This window comes from Pseudomonas sp. NFXW11 (assembly GCF_049887815.1).
Lineage (GTDB): Bacteria > Pseudomonadota > Gammaproteobacteria > Pseudomonadales > Pseudomonadaceae > Aquipseudomonas.
In genome coordinates this window covers 180,932-199,940 of the sequence record NZ_JAGEKI010000012.1, presented here as the reverse complement: position 1 = coordinate 199,940, position 19,009 = coordinate 180,932, and the positions used below count along the sequence as shown (strand labels likewise).

Genomic DNA, 19,009 nt, shown 5'->3' with positions numbered 1-19,009 from the left:
CCTCTCCTGATGGGGCTGGCAAGCGCCTAACCTACACCAGACTAGTCGGCAAGCAAGTGACAGAGAGAAGGACCCAGCTTGAAGTTTCGAGCGGCAAGCTACAAGCGGTAAGCGAATCACTCCGGATTGCCGGAGCTCGCTTGCTCCGCACAGGCGGGCGGCTTTCCGAAGCTCGTACCGCGCACATGGTTCAAGGTCGCACAGCGGGTGCACTTGATCTGCAGTTCCGTGAATTCGCCCACCCGGGCAAGCAGCCGTTTGCAATGGCCACAGCGGTATTCTTTCAACATTCGCACGTCCTTTTGATAGTCATCGGTTTATCCCTATACACACAGCGCAGGCTCCTAGCTTCCCGGGCAACTGGCCTGGATCAGGCAGCGATAGCTCTTTTCCGGGCTGCCGCTGGCGGTCACCTTGTCGATCGACCAGGGGCCCTGCATGAAATCCGGCCAGCTAGCATCCAGGCGGATCAGGCCTTCGGCCGCCAGCGCAGGATTGCCCGGGCACTCGATCCGTACCTTGCGCGCCGCTCGCTCCAGCTTGCGCACTTCGCCCTCGGCCGCAGCCTGCGCCTCGTCTTCGCTCTGATAACGCTTGCGCAGCGTCATGAAGGGCTTGCCTCCCACATTCACCCGCCGCTCGAGCCCCGCGGCGCCATCCCACCAGGTACCGGTACAGCCTTGGTATTTCATTCGTGCACTCTCTTCCAGTGCAGCGCTGATAAAGGCCCGATCCCCCGGCCGACTGTCACGGGTCACGGACAGCGGCACCTCTTCCAGCTGTTTGCCGGAAATGGATTTGACCTGACCGCTGCGCGCCAACACGTAGAGCCCGTTGACCGGCTTGGTCACCGCGTCATAACGCCGGGCCAAACGGGTCAGGAAGCTCATATCGGTCTCATTGGTCTGGTCGACATGCTCGATCACCAGGGCCTCGAGCTCCGGCGCCACCCGCGGTGAAAAGCCGTGGCGGGCGGTCAGTTGACGAAACAGCGCCCCCAACGTCGTCGGCCCATGACTGGCGCTGCGCCGCTGGCGAAAACCGCTTTCGTCCGCTTCGCCAAAGGGTGCGGCGGTGGCCACCAGCACCAGGCGCAGGGGAAACAGCTGGGGCGTACGCCGTGTCACCACGAACAGCCCCTTGTCCACCAGCCCCGACTCTTGATAACCGACGCGCAAGCCGATCCTACCGCCCATGCTGGGCAAGCCTTCAAGCCCCTCGATATCCAGGGTCAGCTTGAGCTGATCGGACTCGATCCCGGCCGCATCGATATGCTCCCAGTCGATCAACCGCTGCATGATCAGCTGCGCATTGGCCCCATAAATCTCCACCTGGGGAGTGAATCCAAGTGCCATATCACCTCCTCAATCCCAGGCCGAAACCGGCGCCACGGCGGCCGGTCGCAGGGTTACTTCGGGCAAAATCACCCAGACGCCGGCCGGCAGTACCGGCCCCAGTTCCGCCAGAGCTGGGTTGAGACGCCACAGCGCCTCCTCCACCTCGTCGTCGCAACGCCCCACCTCACGGAACAGCAGCAGATTCAGTGAATCGCCGGCCACACTCCGAACCCTACGCATTGACGAACTCCTCCAGATCCACCACCCAATCGATCAGCATTGCGGTGCCGTCATCGATCACCGCGCTCTGCTTCTCGGTCACCTTGTTGATCCGCCAGCGCCCCCAGTTACGGCCCACACCATCGATCAACGGCAGCGGCGCACGCCGGGCCTGCAAGGCCCGCAACTCATCCAGGCGCTGCATGGCCACGCCATACATGGCCTGGCCGGTGATCTGCAGGGTTTCCAGCTTCTGCCCGCCCTGGTTGGAGCGGGGCTTGCTGGCCAAGATGTCGAGACTGGTCCAGCCCCCATCGGTGGTGCGCGTCAGCGCCGAATAGGCAAAACCCCGGGACAGGCCAAAGATGAAATCCCCCAATGCCATCTGCTGCTTCATCCAACCACCCCATCGCTAAGCGCCGCGCCACGGCGCACGGCAAGTGAATCGAGCGGCGCCAGCGACAACCACTGCGCCTGCAGTTGCTGCACCACCCGATCGGCCAGTTGCTGGGCACTGGCCTGGTCCTGACCGTAGATCTGCAGCACCGGAGCAAAGTTGATCTGGCGGTTGTCCTGCTGCGCCGCAGACAGGTCCTGGCTCACCGCCTCGGGCGTCGCCAGCCGGTCCACCTGGTGCCCGAGCTTGTCGCCGAGCCAGGCGCCGGCCTCACCGCCACCCAGGTTGCCCAGCGTTCCGCCGAGCAAACCGCCAATGGCAGTGCCAACACCCGGGAAAATCAGGGTGCCCAGGGCGGCACCCGCAGCGGCCCCGGCGTAGCCGCCCCCCAGCCCACCGCCCACGGAACCCGCTGCCGCGCCGACCTTGCCCATATCACCTTCACGCCAGCCGGCAAGCGCATCGCTACCCGCCTCAACCAGCGACAGCGGCCTGAACAACTTGCCCAATAACCGACGACCGAGGCCTTTGCCGGCGGAGCGCCCCAGATCACCAGCCTGACCGGAAAACCCGGTGCGATTGGTACCGCGCCCGACCATGGAGCGAACCTTTGCACCGGCACTTCGCGCCGTGGTTGCTGCCCTCGACCTCAGGCCGGCCGCAGCAGTACCCAAGCCTGTCGCCGCCTGGCGCGCACTGGCGGATACCCGAGCCGTCAGGCCCGACAACGCCGATACCAGGCCACGGGCCATCTGCCCGGCACTACTCCCCACTCGGGCAGCGGCCTGACTTGCCATTGCCGCCACCCGCAGACCGAGCCCGGCCAAGGCCGTAACCAGCCCCTTGGTAGCCTGCTGCGCGGCATTGGCACCCCTCGAAGCCAGGTTCGACAGACTCGATGCCATGCGGCTGAACTGCGGGCCGAGCCGTGCCCGAAGGCGCGAGGCAGCACCTCCAGCCTTGGACCCCGCCGAAGGACCGGAACCCCCGCTCGGTTTCCCCGAACGTGAGAACAGGTCGCGCACATCCTTGTAGGCCGTCTTGACCTTCACCGCTGCCTGCAGTGCCGCCACCGAAACCGCCAGGGCCGCCGCGACATGGGGAAAGCTCTGCGCCAGTTCACCCAGCTTCTGCAGCACCGCCCCCGCGCCATTCAGGGAGCCGCCATAATCCGCCAGCACCGCCGAGCCCACGGAACTCTTGAAGCCATTCATCTGCCCATCAAGGCGGTTCCATTGGGCCTGGGGCGTCTGCGCAGCCTCCTCGGCAGCCTTGTTCAAGGCGCCCTGCCCTTGGCCCTGGGAAGCGGCGTATTGCTGCTTGTCCGCCACCAGGGCGAAGGCCTGTGCCAGCCCGTCCAGGCGTGGCAGCAAGCCAAGCAGCGCACCATTGTCGGTAAACAGCTCGCTGGCCAATGCCGAGCGCCGCTCGGCCGGTTGCGCCTGCAAGGCCGCCAGCACCGTCTGGATAGTTTGCGGCGCGTCACTGCGCATATCCTGGGCCAGGGCCTGCGGGTCGAGCCCGAGTTCCTGCCAGGCCGCACGCTGTTGCGGTGAAGCCTTGTCGCCCAGAGACAGGGACTGCGCAAACTGGTTGAACGCCACCCCGGCACTGGCCTGATCGGCACCGGATTTGAGCAACGCCGCCAACAATGCGGCTGATTGTTCCGGCGCCATGCCCGCGGCCATTCCGGCAGCGCCGTGGCGACCGAGAATGGAGCCGATATCCGCTGCCGACACTTTCAGCCCGCTACCCAGGTGCTGGGTGGCATCCGCCAGGTCCAGGCGCTGGCCACGGTCCAGGTTCATGCTCTTGTGCCAGCCCAACAGCAACTCGCCGGCCTGCTTGACCTTGAGCTCCAAACCGGAACCCAGCACGGCCGCATCTCGGGCAAAATCCAGCAGTTGCTGCGGCTGGGCGCGGGCGGCAGCGCCGGAACCTTCGACCCCGATACCGGCCTTGGCCGCCGCCAGCTCAACCCGCAACAAATCACTGGCCACAGCCCCGGTGGGCGCCACCAGCGGCTGGTTGGCCAGCTTGATATTCTGCGTCAGCAATTCACGTTGCTGTTCTATGGAAAGCGGGACTTCCCGCTTGAGTTCCACCATCGCCGTTTCCAGGGCAATGGCCGGTTTCAGATGGCTGAAGGGCTGGTTATCCAGCACCGACGCCTGGGCGGTTTCAGCACCAGCACCGCCCTGCCCGGTCAGCGCCTGCCGCTCATTGAGGGTCATCAGCAACGAGCCCTGGGACGCCAACCGACCCTTGATGGAATCGACCAGTGCCAGCAACCGCTCCTGCCCGCGCACCAGTTGCTGCAAGCCGACACGGGCGTCAGCCAGGATGCTCGCCAGGCCACTTGGGATGCCACTTGATACAGCACCCGACGCAGGCCCCGAGCCGGGCCATTCAAGCAGCGCACCGGTCTCGACGGAGAAGCGCCCGGGCTCCAGCAGCGCCGCCATCCTCAGGGAAAAATTACCTTGTGCCATTCGCGGCTACTCCTTGTTCAGGCCCAGGCGGCTGGCCACTATTTGGTAGCGACGCATTGCCTTGCCGGCGTCCCACTGCAGAATCTCGGCCTCGCTGACTGCATAGATCAGCGGCACCACATCGAGAATCACCTCGATGTCGCGCTGCGAAAGAAGTCCGCCGGTTGATTTAAAAAATCGTCGATGCGCACCTGCAGTTGGGTCCAGTCCGGCACCGTCAGCAGGGCCAGGTCGGGGATCATCAGGCCGGTGCAATGGGAGGTGATGAACTCGGCGCGTTCCTTGGGCGTCTTGAGCTTCTGCATCGCCTTGGTGGCGCGCAGCGCGGGCATTTCCAGGGTCAGGGAGCTGTGCACCTGACCGGCCAACTCAAGGGGCAGCAGCAGTGGCACTTGATCCGGGTCCTGCGGTTCGCCCATCTCGGGCTCGGCGTTGTCTGCAACCTGTTCCAGGAAATAGCTGGTCGGACGAGTCGACATATCGTGTACGTACTGGGCAATGCTCACGTAGTCCGGCCGCTTGAGCTGATCCAGCTCCTTGTCGGACAGGCCGGTGGCAAGCTTGGCCAGGGCGAAGAACTGCTCGTCCTCATCCTCGCCGGCGCGGGCCAGGGCCTCTTTCTGCGCGGCGTAGAACAGGGGTTTGAGGGTGATCCGCTCGATGGATGCACCGTCGTCGGCGCTGATCGGCGCCAACAGTACATGCACGGGAGGCTTCCAGGACATGAAATGAATTCCTTGCAAATAAACAGGCCGCCAGCGGCATCACGGGCGAATGCCCGCAGCGCCTTGGCGGCCCGAGAGGGACAGCGTGGTTTAAGGCAGCAGCACCGCGCGACGGGCAGCGCCGAGAATGTCGACGCCGTTGAGCATGAATTTCTGCGTGCGCACATCGATATCGATCACCGGCACGCCGTTTTCCAGGCGGTTGTAGGTGCGGCAGCTCAGCTCCAGGGTGGTCTTGGGCTGCTCACCCATCTTCAGCGCGGCCTCGTCCAGCGACTTCAGCTTGCCGCCCACGGTGTGGTAGATGAAATAGGTGTTGCCATCCTGGTCCTGACCGGCTTCACGCACATTCAGCAGAATGTCGTCACCCACGCTGACACCCAGGGCCAGCAGCACTTCCGGGCCGGCGCCCTGCAGCACCAGCTTGGCGCCGAGGACCTTGCCGCCCTTGGCCATTTCTTCGCCGATAAATCGCCCGCCGCGCATTTCCTGCATTTCGAACTCGATCTTCGGCGGGGTGAATTCCTCCACCGTCGCCGACAGCGGCAGGCCTTGCAGGGTGGCCGCGATGGCCTGTCTGACTCGGTTGGTAAACATTAGAGAACGTCCTCCAGGAACTGCTCGATGATTTCATCGCGGGCATTGAGTTGATAAACCATGTGCTCGTTGGGCGCGTAGCGGCCGTAGTCGATGACCACATACCAGGTGCCGTTCTTGTACTTCTCCACGCTGTTGAGCTCGGGGTGCAGGTACACCTTGCCGCCGGGAATGGTCTCGTCGGCCACCAGGGTCTGCAGCCAGTCGTTGATGCGCTTGACCTCCTGCTCCATGAAGGACTTGGTCAGGTTGCGGGCCATGGCCTTCTGCCCGGCCTTGACCAGCTTGCGGCTGATGGCATCTTCCAGGCCGACATAGCTGATGAACTTGCCGGTGACGGAACGGTTGCCCAGCAGCGAGAAGCCCCCCAGTACGGTGCGCGCGTAGTAGCTGATGCCGTAGCGATTGAGCAGGTCGCCTTCGGTGGACTTGTCGAGGATGTTGTATTCCACAGTGCGCGATACGTCCTCGGCGAAGGTCACCTGGTTACCCGGGCTTTCCCACTGCTTGACCTTGGCCAGGGCAGCGATGGCCAGGCTCGAAGGCGCGAGGAACACATTGGCCTTGGCTGCCTTGGAGTACACCGCAGGCAGGTTGTGCACCACCAGGCAACGGTCGAAGCCCAGGTCGGCACCGCCCAGTTCCTTGCTGTACAGCACCTGGTCGGCCACCGAGGCATCCTTGCCATCGAGCACCACCCGCGCCTTGATGCGCTTGCCAAAGGCGGCGAACTCGCCGGCCACGGCCTTGCTCCCGGTAAAGCCCGGGGCGCCGATGATGGTCAGGTCTTCGGGGACGCTGCCCAGGGCGGCCAGGCCGAGCTTGCGCCCGGTCAGCCCTTCATCGCCGCCGATCACGTTGTTCAGGGTGTCGGCCGGGGTCGCGCCCTCGTCGACGATCACCACATAGACCGGCACCTTGACCACCTTGAGAATCTGCAGCACCGCCTGGTACAGGGTGCCGGCCTCGGCGCCGGTGGGATCCAGCAGCGCCTGGGTGGCAAAGCTGTTGATGCGGATCGGGGTGTTTTTCGCCAACGACTTGTCGGCGTTGGGCGCGGTGCCCACCAGGCCGATCACGTTGTCCCCCAGGCCGCCCATGGCCTCGGGGGATTCGCTGGCATTCACGGTGATGCCGTTGTGCTCGAAGTTCAAAACCTCAGCCATGGTTATTCAGCCTTCTTGGTGGCGGCCTTCACGGCCTGGGTGGACGGGGTGGCCGGCTTGACCTGTTGCTGCGCCGCAAGCACGCTGCTCAGCTCCAGGCGCCCGGCACTGCGCAGCGCGCTGGCCTGGACATCGAGCAGTTCGAGTTCCTGGCCGATGCTCGACCAGTGCCCACCACCGGTGGGAAAGGGAACGAGCACGGTGTATTTCTGGCGGTCTGCCATTTGCGTTTCTCCAGATATGAAAAAGCCCCGGGGTAAGCGGGGCTGTTAAGGGGTGTTGCGAGGGGAAAAGAAAACGCCCCGGCGGTGCGGGGCGTTTTTAGGGGCTGGGCATTTCTGGCCAGTCGATCGAATCCGGATAGCCGGACTGCTCCTGAATATCGCTCAAGGCAATCCGATAGAGCTTCCAGGCCGTCAAGAAACTCCGTTTGCTTTCGCTTGCGACGCCCTCATCGACGGCATCTTGTAGAGGCGCAATGCGCAATGCCGCGATAGCTAGGCGTTGATCACGCTCGCTGATGGCAGCCCCTTCCAGCTCTTCCCGAGTTGGCAGGGCTTGTGCCGCCAGTACAGGCCTGCCATCTGGGCTACAAATGATTCGCAGCCCTTGCGCCTGCCCCTGCAGAAGATCGGCATATTCCTTGTCCGTGATCTCCACAGCGTCGGCAGGAATATTCCCACCATGAACCTTGACGGAGTAAAAACCACCAAGGCCCGTTGCTCCTGAATAGAACATTGATTCACCACCCGATTACAAAATAGGAAATGTCATAGCCAGCACCTCCGGTTGCGGAGTTGAAGGTTGCCCCCTCTTTCGTCGGCCCTCCTGTCGAAACACCACCAGCAGGCGAACCAGCACCACCAAAGGATGCGATACAGCGTCCAAATCCATTAGGGAATACCAGTGGCCAGGTAACGGGTATCGCCGCCGCACTGGGCTTGGGAACATAGCCCCATTGCACGATCAGGCCCCCCAGCCAACTTGGAAAGGCTAGATAGCCGCTGGAAGCAAAACTGAAGGAAAAACCAAAGCGCAGCTTTTTCGGAGTAACCACTGTCTCGTCATCTTGGCCAAGGTTGACCTGAGGCTGAGTCGCGATCCTAGCTGTGCCTCTATTGGCCTCGGTGGCTTGGGATGCAAGCACCGCAATATCGATATTTCCCTGATTGATCGGTGCGTTCCAGGCCTTGATGCACCACATTACCGCCAGGTTTCGGGGACGAGTAACGCCTAATGCAGACTCCTGAACTGCCGATACTCCACCTGCAAAAACGGAGTAGCTCACCGGATAGTTAGCAGCGAAAGAACGATCCAGACCATGACTTGAGTGGACTTCTACATCAGCTCCTGTATGCCAAAGACCGGAGACACAAGGAGATCCTGTACTTGGATCAAATGACTGCAAACTACCTTTTTGCCAGCTACCAATGACCCGACCAGAGTCGATGCCACGTTCATGATCCCAACCCCGCAAAAACTCACCCCGTGAATCGGGCAAACGAAAGAAACCTGAAGGCTCTCCCCCAAGATTGAAGGTAGACCCTAAGTACGCATACAAATCCGGCAACAACTCCGAACGCTGCACACTCCCATCCAACTCCAGAAAACCCGGTGGAACGGTACCTTTGGGAAACGCCAGCACAGCCCCCACAGGCAACGCCGAAGCCCGGGCCACAATCGAATCCACTTCTGCCTTGGTGTAGCTGTCGACAATGCCAAAACCAGCCAGAGTGTTCGGGTTCTTGCCCGCCACCACCCGACCATACTTGTCCACCGTCACCCCAAAGTAGGTGCCGATATTGATGCCCGTGCGCCCAGCCAGCATCTCGAAAACCAACGATGTCACCCCAAGGGTGATCGGACCGTCGGTCACCAGTTGCCACATCGAATCGCCGTTCCTCGCCCCTTCTTCCACTAGAACATGCAGCCCTGGAGTCACCTCAGCACTGGTGTCAGCGTCCAGAGCCCGTGTCCAGACCCCATTGGTGACGATGTAAATACCGTTGTTTTTAGCATCGACCTGATCCTTGACCAGGACCCGATCGCCTGCAACCAACGCCACACCATCAATCGCCTGCGCATTCTGAGTGAGCACCGCAGCGGTGGTAGCCGCCCGAACCGATTGCTTGCTGTCGCGCTTGGCCAATTCTTCAACCACATGGCTGGCAACCCAGGCCCGGGTCGCCTTGACCACATTGTCATCAATCAACAAGGTGACCGAGGGCGCATTGCTGGTCTGGAAAATCGCCCGCAGGTAGAACTCCTTGCCCTGCCCGGAAGTGGCCAGCACCGGCTTGTAGGACTCCGCATACTTGATCACCGCATACAGAATGCCGGTGTCGGTCCAGATGCCCGCTTCGCGCACATACCATCCGCCCACATCATCAGGAATGGTGGCTTCGGCCATCAGCCAACTGGGGTTCTTCGGATCCTGGTACAGCGCATTCAAGTCACCGCGCCACACTTCTCGGCGCAATGCAGTGGCCGTGGCATCCGGGTTATAGACGGCACCATTGCCGTCGCCCACGGAAATCTTCGACAAACGGATCGGTGTACCGGCTGCCTTGCATGCGGTTTCATAGGCAATCCCTGCTTGTGTCAACAGGGTGTAGTAATCGGACATTCATGCCCCCTGAGGATAAATAGTCGCGGTTTCGACAACATAGGCCCCGGCCGCCACAAAGGCCGTAACGGAGCTTTGCAAGCCATCGAGAACCAATGGATAAATAATCGACATCTCGCCGCAGACAGTGGCGGCGGCAAGGTAATGCTCACCGCTGCTGCCCAAGCCCACCGAGACCGAGAGCACATCGCGCTCGCTCTTGGCATCGGCCAGGCGCCGGTCGAGGCGCTGATTGATGTCTTCGCTGTAAGGCCGCTCGGAAAAGGCCCGTACGGCAAAGCTGTACGGAGTGCCCTGGGGTTTGCGCTCATGCCAGGCGACGATTTCCGGCACCAGTTCCAGGCCACGTACCGCGTTCTCCAACGCTAGCCGGGTGCCGGCCTGACGCTTGGTGGGCCAGGCCAGCTCAACGGTCAGGCGCTTCTCCGACTCGGCAGCGTCCGTGCTCCATTCGCTGACCCCGCGATCGGCGGCCAGGTAAGGCAGAAAATCGCGGGGAGTCTCCCGGGGATTCATCAAGCTGGGGAAAGGCGCAACCACCCGCTCCAGCAGTTGGCCAAACCCCAAGTCCAGGGCCCTCTCCAGCGCCGAGCTGTTGCTGGGAAGCAGGCTGGGACAAGTCGCGACGTCACTCATAATGTGCGCACCTCAACTTCCACCCCCTTGCAGTAGGGCGCCTCAAAGGCCGAGGTAATCACCGGCTGCTGAGGTTCGAGGATTTCCAGTTGAACAGCGCCTGCTGCATGCAGGGTGTAATCGATCCAGCTAGGGTCGACACGCCCCTCCAGGCGATGACAAGACTCGGCATACTCTCGCAGTTGCTGCTCGACCGCGGCCTTGGTCAATCCGGAATCGGGACCGGCATTGATCTTGGCCACGACCCGAATCTTGTAACCCTTGATTTGCGCGCCTTGCACCGTCACTTTATCGGTCTCGGGCCGCACATCCGGTCGCGCAAAATGCTTGCGCACGGCCTCCAGCAACGCCTCGGAGGGGCTGCCATCGCCACTCCTGGCCAGCACCGTTACCGCAACCTCACCAGGTGCGGTTCGACGCCCGTTACCATCCTTGACCTGCGCCGCATAACCATCCGGATCAAAGGTGTAGGTCACCGCCACTACGCCCGGGGCACTGCTGTGCACCGCGATCCTCGGCCGTTCGCCCAAAGTAAAAATCTCTCGCCGATACTGCATACGCGACCCCGCCGCCGGCGCATGGGGCGCCAGGTAGTAGCGCAGGCGCGCATCGTCGTCGCTTTCATACACCGGCGGTACTGGCGGAAAGGCCTGGTCATCCCCCGGCACCAACAGCTGGCGCTCCAGGCCCATATCGGCCAGGCGCGCATCCAGGTTGCTACCGGTGGCCCACCACGCCAGCATCTGCTGGATGCGCGCGTTGTACTTGCGTTCGTGGCTCTGCAAGCGCACGCAGAAGGCCTCGAGGGCCATGGTCAGCAGCTCGCTTTCGTTGTCCAGGCTGGTGCGCAATCTCACCGCCTGTTCGGGGGAACGGGCGGCGACATAGTCGACGACAAAGGCCTTGAACTCCGCCAGCAAGGGCTCGAACTCGTCGACCTTGACGATCTCCGGCTCCGCCAGCTGGTTCTGCCCGGGAATCAGCATGCTCATGTCACCACCTCGAAAGATTGCTGGCGGTTGCTCCAGGTGCCGGCAAAGCGCAACCGCAAACCGGCGCCTTGGCGGTCGGCGACTATCACCTCGGGCACAAAATCGGCGATGCCATTGGCCGGGTTGTAGAAGGCCTCGGCGGCGTGGCTCTGGGCCAACACCAGCAGGTCATCGCCAAGGTTGCGCCCCAGCAGTTCGGGAATCCGCGAACCGTAGTGCGGGCGCTTCTGCCGCGTGCCCAGGGGAGTGGTCAGCGCCCGGGTGGCGCGCTGGACGAATTGCAACCAGTCATCGACTGTTGCTCCGGTGTGTCTGTCTACGCCGATCATGGCGAGCTCCTTATGCGGTACTGATAACGCGGCCCTGGTGCTCCACCAGCGGGCCACGCAGATGCACACCCGCGGCGTCCAATACCAGGCCGCTGGCCCCCAGGCTGAGTTCGATGGCCTGGTCGCTGAGGCTCAAGCGGGCCGCGCCCAGGCTCAGTTCCAGGCGCTCGCGGGAGCCGGTGAATGCCGCCGGGCCGTTGCTCCAGGCCAGGGTGTGGGCGTTGTCGTCGTAGCTGCTGTGGGTGCCGTCGCGGTACTGGCGACGGGTCAACCCGGCAACCCGGGAAGCGGGGGGAAACTGATTGCTGTTAAGGCCGAACAACGCCACCGATTGCCCACCGCCCTCCCCCGCGCCGTGATTGAGCAGCAGGCATTGCTCACCCAGCGAAGGGATACGCGATTCGCTCTGCTCCCCGGCGCTGGGGTTGAAAAAACGTATGGCAGGTGTCAGCAGATCGCCATGACGGACCCGGCAGGTATTGCTCGCGGCATCCACTGAATGGCAAATGCCGATGCGACAGAAACTCTCGGCCCGCCGATGCAGGTCATCCAGTTCGGTTTCCATCTCGGCAAGGCGCTCGATCAGCGGCGCCAGGTGCAAGCGCAGCAAAGCGTCGAACATGGGCTAGTCCTCCAGGGGGCGGTATTGGTTCGGGTCGTCGATGTTGGAAACCTCCCAACTGCGGGCGAACAGCGGCCGGCCCAGCGGATCGTCGAGCAGCGGCTGCCCCTGGTACAGGGCCTGATCGAAGCTCAGGGTCCAGGCATCAAAGGCATGCTGAGGGTCGCTGAAACTCGAGGGCAGGGCCTGGATCTGCGCGGGCAGGCCGCAGCGCTCGGCCGGCCAGCCCCAGCGGTTGTGCAGCAGTACATCCATCAGGCGGCTGGCCAAGTCGCAGGCGGCAAACGCGGCATTGCCCGCTTGCCGCGGCACCAGCACTTGCAGGGCGATGCGCAGCACCTGGGCACGGCGTCCATCGATGGCATGGCCGGCCTGGGTGTTGCGCTCGATATCCAGAAGTACCCAGGGCTGCTCGCGGCCGGCATCGAAGCGCTCGCGGGTGGCGATCAGAACCCCAGGCTCGGCATTACGCAGCCCCTGCTCGATCGCCGCCAACAGCGCCGAAGGGGGGTAAAAATCCGCTACGGACATAAATTATTTCCTGTTCAGGCCTCAGGGCCGATGAGCCACCGAAGCGTCCTGAAGCAGCGCCTGGGACTCACGCAACCACTGCTGCAACGCCTTCAATTGCTCGGCGTTGGCGTGGCATTGGCTGTAGTTGTCGACGACGCTGGCGGCGACGCTAGAGAGTGCAACGCCCGAGGCGGCGCCATCAGCACTGCCGGGGGTTGCGGCCAGGGGCAGGTTGGCGGCGCCGGCGTCGTGCACCCGGACAAAACCAGCAGGCACCACGCAAGCGTCATCCGCCGCTTTGGACACATAGATAGGAACCTCCTTGATAATGCTGGCGCCCGCCTCACGGACCTTGACGATGCGGTCGACGTACTCGACCACCACCTTTTCCTTGACCGTCCCCAGGGCCTGGCCCTGTTCGAAGGACTGCCTGAGCCGGGCCTCGTCCAGCGCCTGCTGCTGACTGCGTTGATGGCCGGCACCGCTGACATAGCCGAGGGCATACAGCGCCCCGGCGGCAATCGCGATGGCCAGCCAGTTGCGAAAATCCATGGCACGCTCCCTTGTTGTGCAATCCTGCAAGTGCTGCCCGCTCAGATCGCCGGCAACCCCAGCACCGAGCGCGCCCGGGCCCAGAGTTGCAGGCGATCCTGCAAACCGTTCAAGCCGCCATTGATGCGGCGGGTGATGCTTTGGAACTCATCGCGATCGGCCAGGGCATTGAGCCCGCCACGCTCCCAGAACCAGGCCGCCGACTCGGCGGCCCATTGCGCTTGCTCCAGGAGTTCCGGCAGCTCCAGCAGGCGCTCATCGCCAAACAGCCCGAGGCTGCACTGGCGATAGTTGCTGCGCCCGGTGATCTGGATCAGCCCGCGCCCGCGATAGCGCTGGCCGTCGCCATCGGCTTCAGGCGTATTGCCCAGCCGCGCGGCAAGAGTGCCGGTGTCGTACTTGCTCAGGTACTGGTCGCTGCCCAGTTCACGTACGTAGCGCAGTTGCCCGGACTCGTGACCGATCTGCGCGAGAAAGGCCGCCTGGCGTTTGGGCGTATCGATCTGCCGATGAGCCATTGCAATGTTGAGAGGTGAAACAAAAACGCCCACTTGGTGGCGGGCGTTGGGCATGATTTGCAGCAGTTGCAGTTCACTGATTGGCATGGTTGAAGTTCATTGTTCGGATAAGAAAACGCCCCGTGGGTACGGGGCGTCTATTGAGTCTGCTTGGCCACCCAGGGCGGTGCCAACGGGCGGAACTGAGCGTCGGGAAAGGTTGCTGATTGCGGCCAGTCGCGCAGGGCTTGCATATACACCAGCAGTTCCTTGAACTGCCCCGCGTCAATGCTTGTCGGGGCCTGGATTTCGAGCTGGTCGCGATGCCGCTCGCGCAGCCACATCAACGAAGTCAGTTCGGTATCACGCCAGTTGCGCTCCAAATCTTCTTTTGCAGGCAAGGCTGCCGCCTTTTCAACATAGGCTTGTACCTGGGCTTCGGACATGGGCACTAAGCTGCTCGGGATGAAATGTGCAGGAGCATCATCATCGTAAGCATGAACATCATTTGTCTCGGGATTATGGAAATACTTCATGTGCGCAACTCCGACCATACGGGATTGACTGGACTGCCAAGGATCACTGAGTAGGTTGCACCGGTCGGCACAATAAACGCGGCGTGGTATGCAGAAGTTGTCACAGTCACACCTGCACAAACCGCAGAAACACCACCGGTGGTGATAGATATCTGAACCTGGATTGGGCGGCCTGTGGTGTTGGTATAGACAGTGCCAGAAACGCGGTTGGCCGTGACGTTCTGCCAGGTCTGACCATCGCCCAGGCCACGTGGTCTCGCCTCTAGTGTCGCAACGTTTGTGGCCAGGCCTGCGATGTCGATATTTCCCTGATTGATGGGAGCGTTCCAGGCTTTGATGCACCACATCACCGCCAGGTTGCGTGGTCGAGTCACACCCGCATATGCATCGTTGGAGGCCACCTGACCAGCGCCCGCCTGAATCGCAGAGTAAGCAAGTGGAACAGCGTACGAGTAACCGGACTTCGAAATAACATCCATGCCAAAGAAGGCACCATCGTTACCATTCGCAGCGCCAATCCCCATCACTGCGCTCAGTCCATTATTGTCAGCGTCATATATCGCCACCGACCCTCTTTGAAGGCTGCCAAGCGTTCGCCCAGCATCCACCCCCCGCCCGTGATCCCACCCACGCAGAAACTCCCCCCGCGACTCCGGCAAGCGGAAACTCCCCGCCCCCTCACCGCCGGTATTGAAGGTAGTGCCCAGATACGCCGCCAGATCCGGATAGGTGGCAATACTCTGCACACTGCCATCCACCTCCAGAAATCCTGCCGGCACCACGCCCTTGGGAAAAGGCACCATGGCCCCCACCGGCAAGGCCGACATGTTTTTCAGCAGCGCCTCGATCTCGGCCTTGGTGTAGGTCACCGACTTGGTATAGGCGTCGGTGATGCCGTACTCGGCCAAGGTGCTGCGAATTTTCTCCGGCGGAATCGAATCACGGACTATCGCCTTGATTGCCGCCAGCAACTGATCATGCTCGGCCTCGGCCGGCTCCTTCCCACCCGCACGAATCACATTGAGCAGTTCGTCGGTAACCGCGTTTCCCCACTCCGAGGAAATCAAAGAGCCGACTTGCCCGGTCACCGGGTTTTCGTCGACAAACCTGCCATTCATCAGCCCTACGCTGGGAACACTTTTCGGATAATCCACTTGTTCTGGCCTTCTCTAGTCATAGTTGATGTACACCCGGGTATGCGCCGGTGCACTGCGATGGATCAGGCATTCCAGGGCGCTGCCCGGGTTCATGCCAAAACGTTCGCCCCAATAGCTCGCGCCAAAGCGCCGGCCCAGTTGCAGGCGGCCGCCGGTATTGAGGGTCCACATGAAATTCGCCTGCCAGGTGCCAAAATGCCCGTCACCGAAGCGTGAGCTGCCCATACGCGGGGTATGCAGCTCGGTGACGCTGGCATTGGGGTAACCCTGGCTGCGGGCGATTTCGACGAAATAGGCCGCGCGCTGGCTGCCCACCGCCAGCAGGCGTCGGCGCACGGCCAGGCGCCGGTCTTCGAACAGCGGGGTCAGCCCCAGGCACGGGTCGGGCAGGTTCATCACCTTTTCCCAATCGGTCACCAGTTCGCTGACGCTGGCGGGGTCCATTTCGTTTTGCAGGTCCACGGCCCGGGCGTCGATGCGCGCCAACTCCTGGGCAACGCCCTGCAGCACCCGCTCCAGTTCCGGCACCCGCTCCGGGTCCCAGGCCGGGCCGCTGGGCAGCAGGCTGCGCAGCTGCTCCTGGTACTGGGCGGCGCTTCTTATTGCTGCCATTGGCAACCTCCGAATACCAGCAACTGGTTGTTCGCCGCCGGCACATCGGCCAAAGGCGCCAGCAAGCTATGGTCCTGCTCGCCGGTGGCGCTGCTGATGGCTTCGCGGATATGGCTCAACAGCAAGGTCTGGCCCAGGCCCGCCTCACGGCTGTGCAAATCCCGCAGCTGGCTCTCGACCGCGGCGCGCACCGCGCTGGTATCGGGGGTCAGGCGCAGTGTGTAGGTCACCGGCTGCAACACCGGAGCCAAGACACGCACTCTGGCGGTCACCGGACGCAATGGATCGATATGGGCCTGGACCTGAGCCAATTGCTGAAGAGTGGGAAGCGGCTGCGGATCGTCGTCACGCATGACAAACAGTCCGATAGTGCCGGCCCCAAAGTAGGTACGCCGGCACCAGGCCCGGGTGATGCCGGGGCACTCCATGGCCCAGGTCTCGTAGTCGTCCACCGAGCCACCATGGGGAATGAGCCGATAGGAACGAATCACCCGGGCCCGCAGCGACTCCAGGCTTTCCTCGGCCACGCCACCGCCAAGGCCCGGCGCAAGCACGGTGAAGGGGTTGCTGATGCCTTGCACCGGCTGCACCGCAATCAGGCTCAGGCCGGCCTCGGCATTGCCCAAGGCGCCACCATCCACCGCCTGGATCGTGGTGCTGTTGAGCCCCGCGCTGGTGGTGCGGGCGGCGGTCACCTTGTAGCTGCGACCGTCGTTGCTCTGCAGCAAGGTGCCGACATCCAGCACGGCTCCGGCGGCGGCAGTGAAGCTGACGCTGCCCGTGGCGGCCTGGGCTGCCTTGCGTGGCTGATTCAGGCGCAAGGCGGCGATGCGCTCCAGGGTCGACTCATCGGCCTTGTCCGGAAGGATCTGCTCGGCGATCCAGTCCAGGTAGCCATACAGGCCAAAGGCGGCGCCACTGAGAGTGCGGGCCAGCACTTGGGCATCGGACTGGCGCAGCGAATCGCTGGCCAGGTCGCTTTGGGTGCGCTTGATCAGCACCGGCAGCGAAGGCGTTTCAAACGGCATAGGTCACCTGCCAACTGTGAATGGGGTTGAGGTCCAGACGCTCGCCATCGGCCAGGATCAGCACCGTGCGCAGGTTCAAGCGCTGGGCGTCGAGGCGTTCGCTGAGTATCTCCACGGCCTTGCAATGACCATCGTCGATCAGCCATTGCAGGGCTTCGCGGGCATAGAATTCAGCGTCGAGCTGGGTTTGCCGGGAGAGCTTGACCCGGCGCAGCAGCCACAGCCGCGAGCCGATGCGGTCATCGGCCACGGTGGGAAAACTGTCGCCCCACCAGCCATAGCGCTGGTCATCGTCCAGGGCATCGTCATCGGCGGCGCGGCGCCAGGTGAACAGGCTGATTTCCACCGCCCGGGTCAGGGCGTTCTTCAGGTCATAGGTGGCGAACATGCTTAGGCTCCCACGGGTGCGCCGGTCTGCCCGGGACCGGCTTGCACGCCGCTGTGGACGTGGTTGATCTGGCTGATGCCGGCGGCCAGCTGATCGCCCTGGGAGACGATCTTGCCGCTCATGCTGAGCGTCGGGCTGTCGATGTTGACGCCACTGCTGGCTCGGATATTCAAGGTGGTGGTTTCAATATCGATGACTCGCCCGCGCTTGAAGTGGATCTTGTCGCCCTCGTCGGTGTAGATCGCCACCTCACCGGCGGCCAGGCTCTGCAAGCGATAGCGCCGGTCGGCCACCACCAGCACCACGGCATGGGAACGGTCGCCGCCAAGAAAGGTAGCGATGCCTTCGGCACCGGCCAGAGGGTTGCTGGTGAAACCGTAGGGTTCGAAGTGCTCCATATCGTCGTTGACCTCACCGGCGGTCAGGCGCATTTGCAGCGATTGCAGTTTGTTGGCCGAGTTGGCGAGCACCACGGTGCCCCGCGCCAACAGGCGTGTCAGTAGGCTCATGCAAGGTTCCTTCGGTGTGCGGATGGGTGCGTGGTTTTCAGGCTTTGGGCGGGACAGGGTTGGCGTCGAAGGTCTCGGGGGGGGCCACTTGCAAGGTGGTGATCGAACCCTGCTCGGACAGCGACCAGGTGACCTTGGAGATCAGCATGTCCTGGTCGAAGCCCAGCACCGGATCTATCACCCGCACCAGGCTGTTGTGCTTCCACAAGTCGCCATTGCTCTGGCGCCAGCCCTGTACCTGGTAGGTGGTGGTGCGGGCCTTGCCCGTACGGGTGCCGCGCTCCCAGTCGGCCCGTTGCTGGGCCAGTTGCGCGGTCAGTTGCGCCGCCTCGCTGATCACCGTGACCCGTTTGCGCACAGCGCCGGCATCGGTGGAGTGGCCAAAGACCTCACTCACCGCCGCGCCACTGCTCTGGTCGCTGCCCTTGTGCTGGCCGATCACCCGGTACTCGGAGAACACCGCGGAAAAATCCATCGGCGCATTGGCCGAGAGAATGTTCTTGCCCAGCTCCAGGGCATCGCTGGCGCGCCCGCCACTGCCCGGTGCCGCCAGCAGCAGGTAGCCGTCGGCGTCATCGGTGGAGAACACCCGGTACAGGGTCAGCAAGCGGTCGATGGAGGCGAACACCGTCTCCCCCGGCACAAGGCTGTGGGTGTGCAGTTTGCTGGTGGGCGCGATCTCGCTGCGTATCCCTACCCCATAGGCGCCGGCCAGGGCACGGACGATGCTCAGCAGATCCTGCTGGCGCCATTGGCTCGGCTGGTTGATCGCCGCGCAGTCCACCAGGTCCTGGGTCAGCGAGCTGCCCTGGATGCTCAGGCTGATCTGCTTGCCGTCGTAACTCACCGGCGCCTTGTACACGTGCCCGGTCAGCACCAGGTCGCAACCGATACGCACCTGGCAGCGAGCGCCGGGGCGAATCCGTACCTGCGCATCCTGCCCCGGCCATTGCCAGGTGATATTGAGGTTGAAGGTGCGGAACTGACGCTCCAGGTCGGCGGTGATCTCGACGCTTTTCCAACCGCTGTAATCCAGACCGTCCACCGTCAGGGTGACGATATTAGCCAGTTCGTCCATG

General features: G+C 62.9%; 25 protein-coding genes and 1 pseudogene. All 26 read right to left on the bottom strand.

The window, feature by feature from the left end; genetic code table 11:
- Window positions 1–116: 116 nt before the first annotated feature.
- Complete coding sequence (locus J4P02_RS19565) at window positions 117–290, bottom strand: Com family DNA-binding transcriptional regulator (RefSeq protein ID WP_426193236.1); 174 nt, start codon at window positions 288–290, stop codon at window positions 117–119.
- Between the two features lie 54 nt (window positions 291–344).
- A complete protein-coding gene (locus J4P02_RS19560) occupies window positions 345–1,355 on the bottom strand; it encodes a phage late control D family protein (protein WP_426193234.1) in 1,011 nt (336 codons plus the stop codon).
- Window positions 1,356–1,364: 9 nt separating this feature from the next.
- Window positions 1,365–1,577, bottom strand: a complete 213-nt coding sequence (locus tag J4P02_RS19555; RefSeq protein ID WP_426193232.1) for a tail protein X — start codon at window positions 1,575–1,577, stop codon at window positions 1,365–1,367.
- The gene (locus J4P02_RS19550; protein ID WP_426193230.1) at window positions 1,570–1,953 is read right to left on the bottom strand and encodes a phage tail protein; all 384 of its coding nucleotides are present in this window, start codon (window positions 1,951–1,953) and stop codon (window positions 1,570–1,572) included. Before J4P02_RS19550 ends, J4P02_RS19555 begins: the two co-directional genes overlap by 8 nt.
- Window positions 1,950–4,445, bottom strand: a complete 2,496-nt coding sequence (locus J4P02_RS19545; protein WP_426193228.1) for a phage tail tape measure protein — start codon at window positions 4,443–4,445, stop codon at window positions 1,950–1,952. The genes J4P02_RS19550 and J4P02_RS19545 overlap by 4 nt, the downstream gene beginning before the upstream one ends.
- A 6-nt stretch (window positions 4,446–4,451) precedes the next feature.
- Entirely contained in the window at window positions 4,452–4,577 is a 126-nt protein-coding gene (locus J4P02_RS19540) for a hypothetical protein (protein WP_426193226.1), read from the bottom strand.
- Window positions 4,574–5,170, bottom strand: a complete 597-nt coding sequence (locus tag J4P02_RS19535) for a phage tail assembly protein (protein ID WP_426193224.1) — start codon at window positions 5,168–5,170, stop codon at window positions 4,574–4,576. Before J4P02_RS19535 ends, J4P02_RS19540 begins: the two co-directional genes overlap by 4 nt.
- A 90-nt stretch (window positions 5,171–5,260) precedes the next feature.
- Window positions 5,261–5,767 carry a phage major tail tube protein gene (locus tag J4P02_RS19530; protein ID WP_426193222.1) on the bottom strand — a complete coding sequence of 169 codons (507 nt, stop codon included), beginning with the start codon at window positions 5,765–5,767 and terminating at the stop codon, window positions 5,261–5,263.
- The gene (locus J4P02_RS19525; protein ID WP_426193220.1) at window positions 5,767–6,933 is read right to left on the bottom strand and encodes a phage tail protein; all 1,167 of its coding nucleotides are present in this window, start codon (window positions 6,931–6,933) and stop codon (window positions 5,767–5,769) included. The genes J4P02_RS19530 and J4P02_RS19525 overlap by 1 nt, the downstream gene beginning before the upstream one ends.
- A gap of 2 nt (window positions 6,934–6,935) precedes the next feature.
- Window positions 6,936–7,157: a hypothetical protein gene (locus J4P02_RS19520; RefSeq protein WP_426193218.1), complete on the bottom strand. Its 222-nt coding sequence runs from the start codon at window positions 7,155–7,157 to the stop codon at window positions 6,936–6,938.
- Between the two features lie 97 nt (window positions 7,158–7,254).
- Window positions 7,255–7,671, bottom strand: a complete 417-nt coding sequence (locus tag J4P02_RS19515) for a tail fiber assembly protein (protein ID WP_426193216.1) — start codon at window positions 7,669–7,671, stop codon at window positions 7,255–7,257.
- A gap of 4 nt (window positions 7,672–7,675) precedes the next feature.
- Window positions 7,676–9,559 carry a phage tail protein gene (locus J4P02_RS19510; protein ID WP_426193214.1) on the bottom strand — a complete coding sequence of 628 codons (1,884 nt, stop codon included), beginning with the start codon at window positions 9,557–9,559 and terminating at the stop codon, window positions 7,676–7,678.
- Window positions 9,560–10,195, bottom strand: coding sequence for a phage tail protein I (locus tag J4P02_RS19505; RefSeq protein ID WP_426193212.1), 636 nt, complete (start codon window positions 10,193–10,195; stop codon window positions 9,560–9,562).
- Complete coding sequence (locus J4P02_RS19500; RefSeq protein ID WP_426193210.1) at window positions 10,192–11,187, bottom strand: baseplate J/gp47 family protein; 996 nt, start codon at window positions 11,185–11,187, stop codon at window positions 10,192–10,194. The genes J4P02_RS19505 and J4P02_RS19500 overlap by 4 nt, the downstream gene beginning before the upstream one ends.
- Window positions 11,184–11,516, bottom strand: a complete 333-nt coding sequence (locus J4P02_RS19495; protein WP_317071666.1) for a phage baseplate protein — start codon at window positions 11,514–11,516, stop codon at window positions 11,184–11,186. The genes J4P02_RS19500 and J4P02_RS19495 overlap by 4 nt, the downstream gene beginning before the upstream one ends.
- 10 nt (window positions 11,517–11,526) lie before the next feature.
- On the bottom strand, window positions 11,527–12,138 hold the full coding sequence (locus J4P02_RS19490) for a phage baseplate assembly protein V (protein WP_426193208.1): 612 nt from the start codon (window positions 12,136–12,138) through the stop codon (window positions 11,527–11,529).
- Window positions 12,139–12,141: 3 nt separating this feature from the next.
- On the bottom strand, window positions 12,142–12,669 hold the full coding sequence (locus tag J4P02_RS19485) for a hypothetical protein (RefSeq protein ID WP_426193206.1): 528 nt from the start codon (window positions 12,667–12,669) through the stop codon (window positions 12,142–12,144).
- A 21-nt stretch (window positions 12,670–12,690) separates the two neighbouring features.
- On the bottom strand, window positions 12,691–13,203 hold the full coding sequence (locus J4P02_RS19480; RefSeq protein ID WP_426193204.1) for a hypothetical protein: 513 nt from the start codon (window positions 13,201–13,203) through the stop codon (window positions 12,691–12,693).
- Between the two features lie 41 nt (window positions 13,204–13,244).
- Window positions 13,245–13,808, bottom strand: coding sequence for a glycoside hydrolase family 19 protein (locus tag J4P02_RS19475; protein ID WP_426193202.1), 564 nt, complete (start codon window positions 13,806–13,808; stop codon window positions 13,245–13,247).
- A 50-nt stretch (window positions 13,809–13,858) separates the two neighbouring features.
- Window positions 13,859–14,236 (bottom strand): phage tail assembly chaperone, encoded by a 378-nt coding sequence (locus J4P02_RS19470; RefSeq protein ID WP_426193200.1) that lies wholly within the window; start codon window positions 14,234–14,236, stop codon window positions 13,859–13,861.
- Between the two features lie 271 nt (window positions 14,237–14,507).
- A pseudogene (locus tag J4P02_RS19465) lies at window positions 14,508–15,354 on the bottom strand (phage tail protein); the annotation flags it as partial.
- Between the two features lie 51 nt (window positions 15,355–15,405).
- Window positions 15,406–16,005: a YmfQ family protein gene (locus J4P02_RS19460; RefSeq protein ID WP_426193199.1), complete on the bottom strand. Its 600-nt coding sequence runs from the start codon at window positions 16,003–16,005 to the stop codon at window positions 15,406–15,408.
- Complete coding sequence (locus J4P02_RS19455) at window positions 15,993–17,033, bottom strand: baseplate J/gp47 family protein (protein ID WP_426193197.1); 1,041 nt, start codon at window positions 17,031–17,033, stop codon at window positions 15,993–15,995. Before J4P02_RS19455 ends, J4P02_RS19460 begins: the two co-directional genes overlap by 13 nt.
- The gene (locus tag J4P02_RS19450) at window positions 17,023–17,421 is read right to left on the bottom strand and encodes a phage GP46 family protein (RefSeq protein ID WP_426193195.1); all 399 of its coding nucleotides are present in this window, start codon (window positions 17,419–17,421) and stop codon (window positions 17,023–17,025) included. Before J4P02_RS19450 ends, J4P02_RS19455 begins: the two co-directional genes overlap by 11 nt.
- A gap of 2 nt (window positions 17,422–17,423) precedes the next feature.
- Window positions 17,424–17,930, bottom strand: coding sequence for a phage baseplate assembly protein V (locus J4P02_RS19445; protein ID WP_426193193.1), 507 nt, complete (start codon window positions 17,928–17,930; stop codon window positions 17,424–17,426).
- A gap of 37 nt (window positions 17,931–17,967) precedes the next feature.
- Window positions 17,968–19,008: a phage baseplate assembly protein gene (locus J4P02_RS19440; RefSeq protein ID WP_426193191.1), complete on the bottom strand. Its 1,041-nt coding sequence runs from the start codon at window positions 19,006–19,008 to the stop codon at window positions 17,968–17,970.
- Between the last annotated feature and the right edge of the window lies 1 nt (window position 19,009).

What these genes read in the sequence shown, in the direction of transcription:
- J4P02_RS19565 (WP_426193236.1), bottom strand. Translation starts at nt 290, where the DNA reads ATGTTGAAAGAATACCGCTGTGGCCATTGCAAACGGCTGCTTGCCCGG.
- J4P02_RS19560 (WP_426193234.1), bottom strand. Translation starts at nt 1,355, where the DNA reads ATGGCACTTGGATTCACTCCCCAGGTGGAGATTTATGGGGCCAATGCG.
- J4P02_RS19555 (WP_426193232.1), bottom strand. Translation starts at nt 1,577, where the DNA reads ATGCGTAGGGTTCGGAGTGTGGCCGGCGATTCACTGAATCTGCTGCTG.
- J4P02_RS19550 (WP_426193230.1), bottom strand. Translation starts at nt 1,953, where the DNA reads ATGAAGCAGCAGATGGCATTGGGGGATTTCATCTTTGGCCTGTCCCGG.
- J4P02_RS19545 (WP_426193228.1), bottom strand. Translation starts at nt 4,445, where the DNA reads ATGGCACAAGGTAATTTTTCCCTGAGGATGGCGGCGCTGCTGGAGCCC.
- J4P02_RS19535 (WP_426193224.1), bottom strand. Translation starts at nt 5,170, where the DNA reads ATGTCCTGGAAGCCTCCCGTGCATGTACTGTTGGCGCCGATCAGCGCC.
- J4P02_RS19530 (WP_426193222.1), bottom strand. Translation starts at nt 5,767, where the DNA reads ATGTTTACCAACCGAGTCAGACAGGCCATCGCGGCCACCCTGCAAGGC.
- J4P02_RS19525 (WP_426193220.1), bottom strand. Translation starts at nt 6,933, where the DNA reads ATGGCTGAGGTTTTGAACTTCGAGCACAACGGCATCACCGTGAATGCC.
- J4P02_RS19520 (WP_426193218.1), bottom strand. Translation starts at nt 7,157, where the DNA reads ATGGCAGACCGCCAGAAATACACCGTGCTCGTTCCCTTTCCCACCGGT.
- J4P02_RS19515 (WP_426193216.1), bottom strand. Translation starts at nt 7,671, where the DNA reads ATGTTCTATTCAGGAGCAACGGGCCTTGGTGGTTTTTACTCCGTCAAG.
- J4P02_RS19510 (WP_426193214.1), bottom strand. Translation starts at nt 9,559, where the DNA reads ATGTCCGATTACTACACCCTGTTGACACAAGCAGGGATTGCCTATGAA.
- J4P02_RS19505 (WP_426193212.1), bottom strand. Translation starts at nt 10,195, where the DNA reads ATGAGTGACGTCGCGACTTGTCCCAGCCTGCTTCCCAGCAACAGCTCG.
- J4P02_RS19500 (WP_426193210.1), bottom strand. Translation starts at nt 11,187, where the DNA reads ATGAGCATGCTGATTCCCGGGCAGAACCAGCTGGCGGAGCCGGAGATC.
- J4P02_RS19495 (WP_317071666.1), bottom strand. Translation starts at nt 11,516, where the DNA reads ATGATCGGCGTAGACAGACACACCGGAGCAACAGTCGATGACTGGTTG.
- J4P02_RS19490 (WP_426193208.1), bottom strand. Translation starts at nt 12,138, where the DNA reads ATGTTCGACGCTTTGCTGCGCTTGCACCTGGCGCCGCTGATCGAGCGC.
- J4P02_RS19485 (WP_426193206.1), bottom strand. Translation starts at nt 12,669, where the DNA reads ATGTCCGTAGCGGATTTTTACCCCCCTTCGGCGCTGTTGGCGGCGATC.
- J4P02_RS19480 (WP_426193204.1), bottom strand. Translation starts at nt 13,203, where the DNA reads ATGGATTTTCGCAACTGGCTGGCCATCGCGATTGCCGCCGGGGCGCTG.
- J4P02_RS19475 (WP_426193202.1), bottom strand. Translation starts at nt 13,808, where the DNA reads ATGCCAATCAGTGAACTGCAACTGCTGCAAATCATGCCCAACGCCCGC.
- J4P02_RS19470 (WP_426193200.1), bottom strand. Translation starts at nt 14,236, where the DNA reads ATGAAGTATTTCCATAATCCCGAGACAAATGATGTTCATGCTTACGAT.
- J4P02_RS19460 (WP_426193199.1), bottom strand. Translation starts at nt 16,005, where the DNA reads ATGGCAGCAATAAGAAGCGCCGCCCAGTACCAGGAGCAGCTGCGCAGC.
- J4P02_RS19455 (WP_426193197.1), bottom strand. Translation starts at nt 17,033, where the DNA reads ATGCCGTTTGAAACGCCTTCGCTGCCGGTGCTGATCAAGCGCACCCAA.
- J4P02_RS19450 (WP_426193195.1), bottom strand. Translation starts at nt 17,421, where the DNA reads ATGTTCGCCACCTATGACCTGAAGAACGCCCTGACCCGGGCGGTGGAA.
- J4P02_RS19445 (WP_426193193.1), bottom strand. Translation starts at nt 17,930, where the DNA reads ATGAGCCTACTGACACGCCTGTTGGCGCGGGGCACCGTGGTGCTCGCC.
- J4P02_RS19440 (WP_426193191.1), bottom strand. Translation starts at nt 19,008, where the DNA reads ATGGACGAACTGGCTAATATCGTCACCCTGACGGTGGACGGTCTGGAT.